This window comes from Serratia sp. NPDC087055 (assembly GCF_044900985.1).
Classification (GTDB): Bacteria; Pseudomonadota; Gammaproteobacteria; order Enterobacterales; family Enterobacteriaceae; genus Serratia.
Genome location: NZ_JBJDOG010000001.1, coordinates 1,187,033 through 1,201,894 on the forward strand (window position 1 = coordinate 1,187,033; position 14,862 = coordinate 1,201,894).

General features: G+C 49.3%; 8 protein-coding genes and 2 pseudogenes. 9 read left to right on the top strand and 1 reads right to left on the bottom strand.

Features of this window, described 5'->3' with window-relative positions:
* Positions 1-365: 365 nt before the first annotated feature.
* A complete protein-coding gene (locus tag ACI2J2_RS05610; RefSeq protein ID WP_404760275.1) occupies positions 366-1,757 on the top strand; it encodes a diaminobutyrate--2-oxoglutarate transaminase in 1,392 nt (463 codons plus the stop codon).
* A gap of 5 nt (positions 1,758-1,762) precedes the next feature.
* Positions 1,763-3,235 (top strand): pyridoxal phosphate-dependent decarboxylase family protein, encoded by a 1,473-nt coding sequence (locus ACI2J2_RS05615; protein WP_404759620.1) that lies wholly within the window; start codon positions 1,763-1,765, stop codon positions 3,233-3,235.
* A 108-nt stretch (positions 3,236-3,343) separates the two neighbouring features.
* Here ACI2J2_RS05615 and ACI2J2_RS05620 read toward each other — a convergent pair.
* Positions 3,344-4,050: pseudogene (locus ACI2J2_RS05620) on the bottom strand (SDR family NAD(P)-dependent oxidoreductase).
* Between the two features lie 137 nt (positions 4,051-4,187).
* Here ACI2J2_RS05620 and ACI2J2_RS05625 point away from each other — a divergent pair.
* From ACI2J2_RS05625 to ACI2J2_RS05655, 7 genes and pseudogenes are all read left to right on the top strand, one after another.
* Complete coding sequence (locus tag ACI2J2_RS05625) at positions 4,188-5,108, top strand: LysR family transcriptional regulator (RefSeq protein ID WP_404759621.1); 921 nt, start codon at positions 4,188-4,190, stop codon at positions 5,106-5,108.
* A gap of 510 nt (positions 5,109-5,618) precedes the next feature.
* Positions 5,619-6,476 carry a class A beta-lactamase gene (bla, locus tag ACI2J2_RS05630; protein ID WP_404759622.1) on the top strand — a complete coding sequence of 286 codons (858 nt, stop codon included), beginning with the start codon at positions 5,619-5,621 and terminating at the stop codon, positions 6,474-6,476.
* Between the two features lie 138 nt (positions 6,477-6,614).
* A pseudogene (locus tag ACI2J2_RS05635) lies at positions 6,615-6,809 on the top strand (Tn3 family transposase); the annotation flags it as partial.
* 549 nt (positions 6,810-7,358) lie between these two features.
* Positions 7,359-9,794 carry a glucose/quinate/shikimate family membrane-bound PQQ-dependent dehydrogenase gene (locus ACI2J2_RS05640; RefSeq protein WP_404759623.1) on the top strand — a complete coding sequence of 812 codons (2,436 nt, stop codon included), beginning with the start codon at positions 7,359-7,361 and terminating at the stop codon, positions 9,792-9,794.
* A 290-nt stretch (positions 9,795-10,084) separates the two neighbouring features.
* Positions 10,085-12,172, top strand: a complete 2,088-nt coding sequence (locus tag ACI2J2_RS05645; RefSeq protein ID WP_404759624.1) for a putative bifunctional diguanylate cyclase/phosphodiesterase — start codon at positions 10,085-10,087, stop codon at positions 12,170-12,172.
* Between the two features lie 914 nt (positions 12,173-13,086).
* Entirely contained in the window at positions 13,087-13,719 is a 633-nt protein-coding gene (locus ACI2J2_RS05650) for an AidA/PixA family protein (RefSeq protein WP_209633386.1), read from the top strand.
* A gap of 186 nt (positions 13,720-13,905) precedes the next feature.
* The gene (locus tag ACI2J2_RS05655; protein ID WP_404760276.1) at positions 13,906-14,832 is read left to right on the top strand and encodes an ABC transporter substrate-binding protein; all 927 of its coding nucleotides are present in this window, start codon (positions 13,906-13,908) and stop codon (positions 14,830-14,832) included.
* Positions 14,833-14,862 lie beyond the last annotated feature (30 nt).

Sequence of the window (14,862 nt, forward strand, 5' to 3'; positions counted from 1 at the left end):
AATGTCTAAGCAACGGATTATTTATAATAAGTCGTTGCTTCAAAAATCCCTTCGTAAAATAGGGACCCGTCCCCGAAAATTACCTTCAAAATAAATGCATTGGACCTGTACCCCTACTTTTTCTGAGGGGGATTTTTGTGCCTTGTCAAGCATCATAGCGAACCCAAAATACGTCATTATTGGCCAATAAAGCAGCAATTTGTTGATTTTTATCGAAAAAACAATAAATTTTTACCGGCCAAATAACTATTGAGCCGGGGGGTAAAAAGCCATATATTGGGCGCGTTTTTCTCACGGTAGTTAATTGTTGCATTCAATAATTCAATTCGGGCGGTATCGATACCCCCAGTTGTAGGAGAGATATGATGACGGATAAAGTCCGTATTGATAATTTAGGTGTGAGTTCAAAAAATGTAAACAACGAAACATATTTGGCGAGGCAAGCTGAATTTGAATCGAATGTCAGGAGTTACCCCCGCAAATTGCCGTTAGCAATTGCGAAAGCCCAAGGCGTGTGGATCACGGATGTTGAGAATAATCAATATCTTGATTGCCTGGCTGGTGCGGGTACGCTGGCTCTGGGTCATAACCATCCTGACGTCCTCCAAAGCATCCAAAATGTCATTACCAGCGGCTTGCCGTTACATACACTCGATCTGACAACACCGTTGAAAGATGAGTTCTCAGCTTATTTACTCTCTTTATTGCCAGGACAGGGCCAGGAATATTGCCTGCAGTTCTGCGGCCCATCGGGCGCAGATGCGGTAGAAGCCGCGCTGAAACTCGCCAAAAAATACACCGGCCGTTCTGGTGTGATCAGCTTCTCCGGTGGCTATCACGGCATGACGCACGGTGCGCTGGCGGTAACGGGCAACCTGTCACCGAAAGAAGCGATCAACGGCATGATGCCGGAAGTCCAGTTTATGCCTTACCCGCATGAGTACCGTTGCCCATTGGGCATCGGCGGCGAAGCTGGCGTTAAAGCACTGACTTACTATTTCGAAAACCTGATTAACGACGTCGAAAGCGGCGTGCGCAAACCTGCGGCCGTTATTCTTGAAGCCGTTCAGGGTGAAGGCGGCGTTAACCCGGCCCCTGTCGAGTGGTTGCAGCGTATTCGCAAAGTCACTCAGGAACACGGTATTTTGCTGATCATCGACGAGGTTCAGGCTGGTTTTGCCCGCACAGGTAAATTCTTCGCCTTTGAACACGCCGGTATTGAGCCAGACATCATTGTGATGTCCAAAGCCGTTGGCGGCGGTTTGCCACTGGCAGTATTGGGCATCAAGAGAGAATTTGACGCCTGGGAGCCTGGCCACCATACCGGCACCTTCCGTGGTAACCAATTGGCGATGGCGACCGGCCTGACCACCCTGCAGCATCTCAAAGACAACCAGGTAGCGGATAAAGTTGCCGCTCAAGGTGAATGGCTGAAAGCCAAACTGACCGAGCTGCAAAAACGCTATCCGGTGATTGGTCATGTGCGTGGTCTGGGCTTAATGATTGGTATGGAAATCGTTAAACCAAACGAAGCGCAGGATCATATGGGCTGCTACCCGGCTGACGGCCAGCTGTCTGCTTTGCTGCAGAAGAAATGCTTCGATGCAGGCCTGATCCTCGAGCGTGGCGGTCGTAACGGCAACGTACTGCGCCTGTTACCTTCCCTGCTGATCACCAACGATGAACTGGGTATTTTCCTGGATAAATTTGAACAGGCCCTGTTAGCCGCCGGCATCAAGCCTGTGGATGTGGAGTGAAGTCGATGTCCCGGTTAAACCCGATTCTGGCCGCGTCAGCGCAAAGCACTGACGCGTACCAGCAAGCGATCGAACAGACAAGCCAAGCCGTAGTGCAGTGGCTGCAACAACCCGAAATGTACCAGGGGAAAACCGTTGCTGAACTGCGTGAACGCATTACGCTTGATTTTAATCCTCAGGGCCTGGGTAACCAGGCGGCAATCGAACGTGCGATCGAGTACTTTTTAAAAGACAGCCTGTCGGTGCATCACCCACAGTGCGTCGCACATTTGCATTGCCCAAGCCTGGTGATTAGCCAAGCTGCTGAGGTGTTGATTAACGCCACCAACCAAAGCATGGATTCCTGGGATCAAAGCCCGTCAGCCACCATCATCGAGATGAAACTGATTGAATGGCTACGCACCCAGGTCGGTTATCAGCCTGGCGATGCCGGCGTGTTTACCAGCGGCGGGACCCAGAGCAACCTGATGGGTCTGATGCTGGCACGCGATGCCTTCTTCGCCAAGCAAGGCCACTCTGTGCAACAGGATGGATTGGTCGGTAACCTGCGCAAGATCAAAGTATTATGTTCTGAAAATGCCCATTTCTCTGTGCAAAAGAACATGGCGCTGCTTGGCCTGGGTTACCAATCCGTCACGCTGGTGAAAACCGATCAATTCGCCCGAATGGATCTGAACGATCTGGCTGAGAAAGTGGCGCAAGCAAAAGCCAACGACGAGCAGATCCTGGCGATTGTCGCCACTGCGGGGACGACGGATGCCGGCGCGATCGACCCGCTGCACGGTATTGCACAATTGGCTGCGGAGCACCAAATTTGGGTGCATGTGGATGCCGCCTGGGGCGGTGCGTTGCTGCTTTCCGAGAAGTACCGTGATTATCTGGATGGCATTGAATTGGTGGACTCCATTACTCTGGACTTCCATAAGCAATTCTTCCAAACCATCAGTTGCGGCGCTTTCTTGCTGAAAGAAGCTCGTCACTATGAATTGATGCGCTATCAGGCGGCTTACCTGAACTCCGAGTTTGACGAAGCTCAGGGCGTGCCTAACCTGGTCTCTAAATCCTTGCAGACCACCCGCCGTTTTGATGCATTAAAACTGTGGATGGGATTAGAGGCGTTGGGGCAACAGCAATACGCAGCGATCATCGATCATGGCGTTACGCTGGCGCAGCAAGTTGCACACTATATCGGCGACCAACCGTCGCTGGAATTGGTGATGCAGCCGCAGTTGGCCAGCGTACTGTTCCGCTACCGTCCAGACGCCTTGGCGGCACGCGGCGACGCGGCAGTCGCGTTGATGAACCAGCGGATTGGCGATGCGTTGCTGGAATCGGGCCGCGCCAACGTTGGTGTGACCGAATTTAATGGCGTTACCTGCCTGAAAATGACGTTGCTAAACCCAACGGTCAGCCTGGACGATATCAAAGTCCTGCTGGCGCTGGTGGATAAAACCGCGCAGCAGTTACCTGCCGCCTAATCTGCCGGCATTGCCTTAACACGCAGTGAAAAGCCGATCGCCGTTGAGGCGATCGGCTTTTTTGTCAATGAGCCGCACGCGCCGAGATGGCAGACTGACCAGCCCCCATCACCAGGGCACAATTTTGCCCAGATAGTCGAGATAATGCAGCCCTGAACGTCCGGCATAGGCTTCAATCGTATTGAGCAAATTCGGAATGCTTTCTTCGATGCTCAAACGCCCTTCTGCCCCCCTAACTCGGTACGCACCCAGCCGGGGGCCATCAGCAGCAACGTCCGAGGATCGTCACTGTTTCGTGCCGCATAGCTACGCATCAGCATATTTAGCGCGGATTTACTCGCCCGATAGACTTCAAACTTGCCGTTGGTGTTATTGGTGAGGCTCCCTTGACCTGAAGACATCACGCCGATCGTGCCGGTGGGCGCAACCAGGTCCTTAAAGGTTTCAATGACGCGCATCGGGCTTAGCGCATTGGTCACCATTACCCGAGTGAACTCTTCGGTCGAGACGTCCGCGATTGTTTCACGATCGTCATTTTTAACGCCTGCGTTAACAAACAACAAATCAACGTGCCGATCGCGGAGCCGTTCATGTAAGGCACTGACCTGCTCAGGCACCGTGATATCGGCAGTCTCTACCTCAAGGGTGTCAGGGTGCTTTTCAGCCAAACGGTCAAGCGCATCTTTAGACGATGCGCGCCCAGTGGCAATCACGTTGTGACCCCGTTTTAGACACTCTGCCACCATTGCAAACCCCAGACCGCGGGAAGCACCAATAATCAGGACAGTGTTTTGTTGTGAAGATACTGTTGGCATTGTTCACTTCCTCTGCATTTCAGTTGTTTTGTCGTGTAGAAAATATAACTATGCGGAGTAGATAGCGGAAGACGCAGCATTTGCACTTATAACATGCGCCAAACGCCTACCTTCATTGACCGCTCAGGATGACAGACATGACAGAACCCGACCTCAACTTACTGATTGCTCTTGATGCGTTGCTTACCTTGGGCAGCGTGGCGGGTGCGGCTCGCCGCCTTAAACTCAGCGCGTCAGCGATGAGCCGCACACTGAGTCGCCTGCGGGCGGTGACTGGCGATCCTTTACTGGTCCGGGCGGGTCGCCATATGGTGTTAACCCCCTATGCTGAGGAAATACGCGAACGCACGCAAAACGCGGTATTCGAGGCACGCGCAGTCCTTCGCCCTGCGACAACGGAACTGAGTTTAGCCGCGCTTGAACGGACCTTCACCCTGCGCGCCAACGACGGATTTGTCGAAGCCTTTGGTGCAGCGCTGATCGCTGCGGCGGCACAGGTCGCTCCTTTGGTTCGCCTGTGTTTTGCCCCCAAGCCAGAAAAGAGCTCACGGCATTTGCGGGAAGGCTTGGTCGATCTTGAGATTGGCGTATTGGGAGACATGGGGCCAGAGATTCGGTTACAGACGTTATTTCGTGACCGCTTTGTGGCCGTCGTCAGAAAGGGGCATCCATTTGAGTCGCTATCCGAGATTACCGCCCAGCAATATGCCTCCTGCGGTCATGTCGTTGCCTCGCGACGTGGTTTATTAACCGGACCCGTAGATGACGCGCTGACTGCATTGGGTCTGGAACGGAAGATCGCCGCCGTGGTTCCTGGCTTTCCCGCCGCGCTGGCCGTGGCCGAGGCATCCGATCTGATAGCGCTGGTGCCCGCCTCTTTTTTGATCAATCAACCGATAGGCACCGCACTTTACCCCTTCGACCTGCCGGTAAAAACCCAAGGTATTACCGTTTCTCAGATGTGGCACCCTCGTCTGGAGGCCGATCCGGCCCATCGCTGGTTGCGACAACTGGTGTTAAGTGTGGTTAAACAGCGTTTCGCGACAGTCAATGTCTGATGGGCACCGCAATGCCCTGAATCAATAAACGAATTCCCTTCAGGTATTGTGCGCGCTATTGATGAACAGATCGGAGGCGCTTTTGTATCCCTTGAAAACTACCATCGGGATGTACTAATCAAGGGGGAGCAGGTCACAGGAATGTAGTGATCTGATCCTGATTGCAGTCAGAAGTTCGATTTATTCAACAAAGCCACAACATAGCTGAAACCAATGTCATCACAGCATATAAATATATTACTAACATCAAGGGTATTAGCCTTAATGCGATAGATCCCTCTTCCTGATACTGCTTGTGCTAGGGTGTTAGATTTTCTTAAGTCTAATAAAACTTTTACTTGCTTGTAAAATGAGGTTAGAGCAGTGATTATGTCATAACTAAATGGACGGGATCACCGTTACAGAAACAAAACCGGAAGTAATCGGTAATAACTCCAATTAGTAGCTTGCAAAAAAATCCATCATGTTTTGCACTTGACAATTAATAAATATAATTCCGAAGGGGATTTCATGAGAGTATTTCTTCAATCCGTTGCTAGTGTGGTTGTTTTTTCTTCATTTATACCTTTATCGTTCTCTGCGACGCTTGATGATGAGGTAAATAAACTTAGCAAAGAAGGTTGGAGTATTGGATTATCAATACTCAATATGGATGGCAAGATGGTCTCGATAAATGGGGATGAACGTTTTCCTTTAGACAGTACCGTCAAAGCCTTAGCTTGCGCAAATATTCTTGCTAAAGTAGATGAAAATAAAATTAATTTAGATGATTCGATATTAGTTAAACCGGAAAATATCGTAGAATACTCTCCAATTGTCAAAAATTATATTAATAAAAAAATAACTTTGCAGCAATCCTGTGAAGCCACAACATCTTATAGTGATAATACAGCAGCAAATATAGTTATTTCCGCCGGTGGCGGACCTGAAGGACTCACATCATTCATGCGCTCTATCGGTGATGATATAACACGCTCTGATAGGTATGAACCTGAATTGACGGTAAATCCTGATCATGATTTAAGAGACACTACGACACCTAACGCTATTAATTCCAGTCTAAAAAGGCTACTTACTGGCAAGGTTTTATCGGATAGTTCTAAAGTTCAATTGAAAAATTGGATGATGGGCAATAAGGTTGCTGATGATATGTTACGAGCGACATTACCTCAAGGATGGGAAATTGCCGATCGTTCTGGAGCGAGTGATTATGGTGTCCGTGGTTTGATTTCAATGGTATGGTCAGAAAAATCCTCACCCATATTCATAAGTATTTATGTTAAAAAAAATGGCACTTCACTTGAAGAACGTTCAAGTGTAATAAATTCTTTAAGCAAGTATGTCGTAATGGAATATCTACCAAAGTAATATAAATCACAAAGAACTCCCCTCCTTCGCCTGCAGACAAATACCGTTTATATTTTTAGTATGTTATTTGTCTGTGGGAACAACGCAACTTACTGATAAAATTAAATAGTAATCTGTCCGACACCTCTGTCAGTGTTGTCGTTTACTGAGATTGAATCTCATCACCAACTGCGTGCCGCAGTGGCAAAAGTCGGCGGAAAGAAGGAGTTAACCGGGAAAAATGACATTGAAACAGAGGTCAGTAACCCGTGTGGGCGGCTGATTTCCAACGCGATCGTTTATTACAACTCGGCGATCCTGTCGCGATTGCTGGAACGACTGGAAGCGGAAGGCATTGAGGCTCTCAAGGGGAGGATTGTTGATTTAGGGCTTTAGGATATTTATAGAATATAGAGTGACCACTATGCAGTACAGTATAACGATGACGCCCAATCAATCGAAGCACTGCATAGTGGAATAGTAATGTTAACGTATCTTATTAAGATTTCTAACCTTATGTAACTAAAGAAACCAAAAAGCTATCCAATGGTATTACAAAGGTTCAATAATAGAAAAATATAATTACGAGCCTGTTAAATACCCACAATTTCCATTATCCATTTTATTTACATGGTTTATTATTATATTTCCCGTCTAGAACACCCCCATTGACAGTGAGTCGATCACTGGAGCCCGGTCGCGCTCAGCCGCATCAATTGTTGCAATTCGGGCTAAGGTCTGAGTTATCGGGCAACATATTCTTAACCTCATAATGAATCAAATGGTACAATATGGACATTCCATCGTTTGATTTACACTCTGCTCTCATTCCACCAGGGAACAGCAAGGTCGGGATCACTCGGGGTAAACATGAAAAAAACATTATCTTGGAGTTTGCTCGCTATGCCTGAATCAAATACCCGGCCGGGTATAAAACTTAAACTATCATGCTGTTTATTAGGGATAATTCTTACTGTCGTCGGTCTGTTCTTTGCCATTGCCGGTGGCAAGCTAGTCTCACTGGGCGGCAGTAGCTACTTCCTGATCGCTGGCATTGTCACCCTGCTTTCGGCCGTGCAATTCTTCCGTCGCAAATCTTCGGCGGTGATGCTGTTCTTGCTGGTTTTCATTGGCACGCTGATTTGGTCAGTGGTCGATGCCGGTTTTGATTTCTGGCCGTTGGTATCACGGCTTATGGTGCCTACCGGTTTAATGCTTCTGGCCTTCTTGAGCTGGCCTGCGCTGCGTAAATCGGAAGGTAAAGCCCCGCTGGCCACACCGTCCTACCTGTTCAGTGCCGTACTGGCGGTTGGCATGGTTGGCACCTTCGTACAGATGTTCCAGCCACACCCTACCGTCGCTTTCAGCGGTAAACAGCTGCCGTTAATCCCCGTGGATAAAGCCAAACAGCAGAAAGACTGGGACAACTACGGCAACACGCCGGGCGGTAGCCGTTTCGTGGCGCTGGACCAAATCACCCGCGACAACGTAAAAGCATTACACGTTGCCTGGACCTTCCATACGGGTGACATTCCGTTAAGCCCGGACGGCAATGGCGCAGAAGATCAGCAAACCCCGCTGCAAATCGGCAACCGCATTTTCCTGTGTACGCCGCATAACAACGTGATTGCCGTCGATGCTGACAGCGGTAAAGCGATCTGGACGCGCGAAGTCAATGCAAAATCCCAGGTCTGGAACCGTTGCCGCGGACTGGCGTATTTTGATGTTACAAAACCGCTGCCACAGCCAACCGTTCCAGGTTCAACGCCTGCGATCCCGGCCATCCTGGCAGCCGGTGATAGCTGTCAGCGTCGTATTCTGATGAACACCATCGATGCTCGTTTAGTGGCAATCAATGCTGATAACGGCGAATACTGCCAACATTTCGGCAACCAAGGCGTGGTCGACCTGAAAGCGGGCCTGGGCGATGCCGCTGATCCAAAATACCAGCTCACCTCTGCGCCAACGTTGGCAGGCACGACCATTGTGGTCGGTGGTCGCGTGGCCGATAACGTGCAAACTGATATGCCTGGCGGCGTGTTGCGCGGTTTCGACGTGATCACGGGTGAAATGCGCTGGGCGTTCGACCCAGGCAACAAAGATCCAAATTCGGTATTGAAACCGGGCCAGACCTTTGTGCGCAGTACGCCGAACTCTTGGGCACCGATGTCCTATGATCCTGCGATGAACACCGTGTTCCTGCCAATGGGGAGCTCTTCCGTTGACCTGTGGGGTGCGAACCGTAACGCATTGGATCACAAATACGGTGCCTCTATCCTGGCGCTTGATGCCACTACCGGCAAAGAGAAATGGGTTTATCAGACCGTCCATAATGACCTGTGGGATTTCGACCTGCCGATGCAGCCAAGCCTGATCGACTTCCCAATGAAGGATGGCACCACCAAACCTGCCGTCGTGATTGGCGCGAAAACCGGCCAAATTTTCGTTCTGGATCGCCTTACCGGCAAACCCCTGACAGAAGTCAAAGAGCTGCCAGTAAAAACGCGCACCATTCCCGGTGAACAATACTCAGCCACCCAACCCTTCTCAGTCGGCATGCCGCAGATTGGCAATGAAAAGTTAACCGAGTCGGATATGTGGGGCGCAACGCCGTTCGATCAACTGATGTGCCGCATCAGTTTCAAATCCATGCGCTATGACGGTCTCTTCACTGCACCGGATACCGATATCTCACTCAGCTTCCCTGGCTCGTTGGGTGGCATGAACTGGGGAGGGTTGTCGACTGATCCTAACAACCATTATATCTTCGCCAACGACATGCGATTGGGCCTGTGGGTGCAGATGATCCCGCAGAAAACCGATGCCAATACGCCGGCCAGTAATGGCGGTGAATCAGTCAACACAGGAATGGGGGCTGTTCCGCTGAAAGGCACGCCGTACGGCGTAAACAAAAACCGCTTTATGTCCCCACTGGGCATCCCGTGCCAAAAACCGCCATTCGGTACCCTGTCTGCGATCGATCTGAAAACGCAAAAAGTGGTTTGGCAAGTTCCCGCCGGGACCGTTCAGGACACGGGGCCGTTCGGTATCAAGATGCGGGCGCAAATGCCGGTGGGTATGCCAACGCTGGGGGGCACCCTGGCGACCCAAGGCGGCCTGGTCTTCATTGCCGGCACTCAGGATTACTACCTGCGGGCGTTTGACTCTTCAACAGGTGAAGAAGTATGGAAAGCGCGCCTGCCCGTTGGCAGCGGCGGTACACCAATGAGCTATATTTCACCGACCACCGGCAAGCAGTACATTGTGATTTCCGCCGGTGGCGCACGTCAGTCACCCGATCGTGGCGACTACGTCATTGCCTATGCGTTAGATAAATAAATTTCAGCGCGCAGGATAATGTCCAGCCCCCGCCTGACCGCGGGGGCTTTTTTATATCCAGTCCCTGCCGATTCGCGATATTTAATGACGAATGAGACTCAATAAGCGGACGTCATTTAACGCGTAAATACGAGAGTATTCCTACTGTGTTGCTCTGAATTATATCTCATTCTCTCTGGCGGCTTTTTATCGCGCAGACTAGGCTACATAACGATTTGCCGCTGACTACAATATTATAAAAATGGTTTCTTTTAGCGTAAATGTCGGGCAGCTTTTAGAGGAAATGACAGATGAATGTTTTACCCGAGCACAGCGATGAAATTCATCCTGTTGATATCGCTTATGATATCTTCAATGGTTTACCCAATCTCATTGGCGTTGGTAAGGGGCTCGGCGGACATTTCAATGCATTGTGGTGTGAATATACCGGTCTTTCTTCCTTTGATCACAATGACGTCGGCTGGTTAGAAGCGCTGCACGTCGACGAATACGCCCACATTGCTCTGCTGCAGCAACACGCCATGCTCAACGCCGATTCATTCGTACAGGAAGCCAGGCTGCGCAATGACAACGGTGAGTATCGTTGGTTTTTACTGTCGTTTGGTGCAAAGCAAGATCGGGATTCTGCGCAGATGCATTGGTATCTTAGCTGCACCGATATCCATGAAAAAATGCTGAAAAAGCAATTAACGACGGAAACACTGGCAGCACAAAAGAATATGCTCGACGCCAGCGTCGACTGTATCAAGGTCATTAATAATGACGGTTCGGTACTGCATATGAACAAAGCAGGCAGCATCGCTTTGGGCCTGGATGAGAACCCACAACAATTTGGCATGCCTTGGTTGGATCTGTTGCAACCCGAAGTACGCAACCGTGGCAGAAAGGCACTGCGTAAAGTTTTAAACGGAAAAAGCGCCCGATTCGCCGGACTCAGTGCCTCACCAACTGGCGCGCTTCAGCATTGGGATAATATCCTTAGCCCCGTTTTCGGCGAAGATGAGCAGATACAAAATATATTATGCGTTTCGCGCGATGTAACCTCACAGAGAATAGCTGAGAAACGTTTGCTGATCGCCAGTGAATATGACGAATTGACCGGTTTACCCAATAGACGCTTATTCAAGCGGAAATTAAAACATGAAATGAAACAGGCCCTGAGCAAAAACACGTCTCTGGGATTGATTTTATTGGACCTCGACCACTTTAAGCTGGTTAACGATACCCTCGGGCACGCTGCAGGTGATCATCTTTTGCGCGTCTTATCGCGCCGATTAACGGCATACCTAAACAATAACTCTTTCGTCTCCCGCTTAGGGGGCGATGAATTTGCGATAGTGATTAGCGACGTCGAAAACGAACAAGATATTTTCAAGATCGCCAATACCTTTTTAATGCAGCTTGAATCACCGATCACGCATGGGGGTAAGGCACTGCATTGCGGCATGAGCATCGGCTGTGCGATCTACCCTCAAGACGCGCGTGATGCGTCGGAACTGATGAAATGCGCCGATACCGCCCTGTACGAACTCAAAGACGGTGGCCGCGGTGGCGTTTATATGTTTAATCAAAAAATGATGGATAAGGCAAAGGAGCGTGCAGCACAGCTCAATCACGCGCGCCAAATTGTCCGTAATAATCAGATCCGCCCCAGTTATCAACCCAAGGTCAGCTTGAGCAATGGCGCGATCATTGGATTTGAAGCCTTGCTGCGCTGGTATTGTCCGTTAAAGGGCATGCAGATGCCTGACACGGTCAGTGAGGCGTTTAACGATTACGAATTGGCCACCAAACTCAGTGAAACCATGCAGATGAAGGTGTTTGCCGATATGTCGGGTTGGCTGGCCTCGGGTGTCGATGTTTTGCCGGTGTCGTTAAACGCGTCCCCCATCGAGTTTTTACGTGATAACTACGCTGAAACCTTCCTGAGACGTTTGCAGATGTTCCACATTCCGCATCACCTGATCGAGCTGGAAGTCACCGAACATGCCTTCAACAAACACGGTTCGAAGTATGTATTGCGCGCATTGCAGATGCTCAAGGAAATGGGGGTCAGAATATCGCTCGATGACTTCGGTACCGGGCACTCCTCCTTTACACATCTCATGGACTACCCTCTGGACTGCATTAAACTGGACCGCGATTTCATCCGGCGTATGAATCACGAACCGGCCATTCTGGGCATCGTGGAAAGCATGGGGATCCTGGGACAAAAATTGTCGATCGACATCATTGCAGAAGGCATCGAGACCGAGCAGCAACGCCAGACGTTGTGTAACTCAGGCTATCACCTGGGTCAGGGATTTCTTTTTAGCCAGGCCGTTGAGGCACCAAAGGTACTCAATATGCTGCAGCAACATGCCACTTTAAACCTGTAAACGAATAAATATAGCCCGGTCAATGATACCGGGCGGCCCCTCTCGCCGCGCAAAGATATTATTATCATTGGGCTATCACCTACCCCAATGTATATTTTAATGAAAATAAAGATCGCATATAAAAATGTGGGCAGCATAATACTTAACACCGTTGATAGTGGTATTTGATCACTCACTCTCGTTCCATTTCTTAATAATTAGCCACGGCAACAAAAAAGACAACAAATCACCTCCGACCATAATACGCCAGAAAAACAACAGACTGGAAAATCCACGCATAAATAAGAACATCCAACCCTTTCCTCTCCAATCATTCAGAATTAATAAAAAAACCATTAATAACAATGGAGTATGCTCGCACTACGGTTGCACTTGTCTATAGATATAAATTTTCAGGGCGTTACTTAACGAAGGTTGAAATAATTTCACGTAAAATAAGTGTTGTTTTTATTCTTTTCACTCTAATTATTTTTATGTCGAGCAAATGAATTATATTTAACTTTCGTTATTGCTGTTCCAACACGCCTACTCTATCTTTCAATAACCATCATTTTATTATCGATGGTTATTTCCTCGCATTTTATTGCGAGAGACAATTTATTATCATTAATAAACCACTGATAGAGAATGCCTTTCGGAATGACTTGTTGATTACTCTCATTTTAATCATGTGGATAATCACGCCGAAAAATACCTTTCACAGTAGTTCGTGTTCAAGTATGCGACAAAGCACGTCAGCTTCAGATCGTGATAAACGATATGTGCTGATAAATATTAACTATTTTGTAAAAGGGTGAATGCTGAAAGTTTGCGAGGCCGTCTGAGTAATGGCAATAACAGATGAACGGTAACTGCCGTCGTCAATGTCAGCACATTGGCAACCTTTCAAACGGGATGTGTTCATACAGAGATCAATGAGAACACAGATAATTTTTACTGTTGATATTAGTACCCTGCCTTCTACGGGGGGGAGCTTCGATAACCCTGTGGCGGTCGCACATCCCGTTATGCTTGTTAGCCAAAATAACGGTCCATCGACGTCCCACGATGGGGATTATCCTGTGCCGGTCTCGCAGGAAGAACAGATACAGATCTGGCTGGAAGATTTGGGTCGTCGACAAAATATCATTATTGCCCCGGTTAGGTTTATCGCACACAGCTGGAAAGACGGAGCACAAGTGAAGACTTTTGTGACAGGTGAACCGACCGATCCTGATACGCAGATTAATATACTTGGAGAAAATAAACCTCTCGATTTACCTGCGTTTATGGAAAGGCATGCGGACGCATATGGGTTTGATTATGCTGCCACACAGCCTCAGTGGGCCGACGATAATGCTCCCTTCACCTCATACTGGAAGGATGGTGGCGTGCTGGCGGGTCAGGACGGAACCCCTTCGACACCACGCATCTACAACCCCTATGTTACGTTCGATATAGCAGATTCTATTGGCCTCCTGAACTACGGGCTGGAATTCGTGGTGTATAACAGTGGTAAATCCATGGGTTACTTCTGGTTTGATCCGTACATCAACGTTGTCTCTTGAATAACCCAAAAAACCGCAACGACGGTGTTGCTGAAAAAGGAGGCCTTGGCCTCCTTTTTGTATTTAAGGACGGCACCAACGTCGCATTTCTAAAATTAGTTAGCCAATTTTGTTCGTTCACAGATTTAACGGCTTAAAGGATAGTGCATTGACCGCCCCAACAACATAATAATGCAGGTAATCATGATGATGTATAGCGCAAAACTCACCGCAGCGGCGGCACTCCTGAGCCTTTCCGCGCTGGCTAATGCCGCGCCGGGCATTGATTTGGTCGCCAACGAAACGCCCATTAATACGGCGAAAAGCCCTGAGGCTATAGCCAAAATCCCGTCCGGGTTTACATTCGTCGAACCCGGTACGTTGACCGTTGCGGTATCAATTTTGGGCAGCGGCCCGCCCTTTGGGTTATACGCACGTGACAATAAAACGGTGATTGGCAGTGAGTCGGATATCGCACGGCTGGTTGCTGATGGGCTGGGACTGAAACTCAAACTGGTACCGACGTCTTGGGAGGATTGGCCACTGGGCGTCACCTCAGGAAAATACGATGTGGCGATTTATAACATTACCGTGACTCAGGAGCGTAAAACCAAGTTCGACTTTGCCACCTATCGCCAGGATACGCTGGGCTTCTATGTGAAGTCCGGCAGTAAAATCACCTCGATAAAATCGGCACCGGATATTGCCGGCAAAAAGATCATCGTGGATTCAGGAACCAATCAGGAAGCCGTGCTGCTGGCCTGGGATAAGGAGAACCAGGCCAAAGGGCTGCCAGCCCTGCAGCCAATTTATGTTACTGACAAGGCCGCCGCGACGCTGGCCATTCAATCTGGCCGGGCGGATGCGACCTTTGGGCCCAACGTGTCCGGCGCTTATCAGGCGAAGTTGAACGGCAAAACCACACTGGTTGGCATCGTGCCTGGCGGGTGGCCACGCAGCGCGAACATTGCGGTCACGGTAAAGAAAGGCAATGGGTTGGTTGATGCCGTGCAAGCGTCACTCAATAGTGCGATTGCCAATGGCAGCTACCTGAAAGTGCTGGATCGTTGGGCGGAAAGCGACGAGAAAATCGAACATTCTGAAATTAACCCACTGGGGTTGGGGGACAAATAGTTTCAAGACCAAGGCCCAATCTGTGGGCCT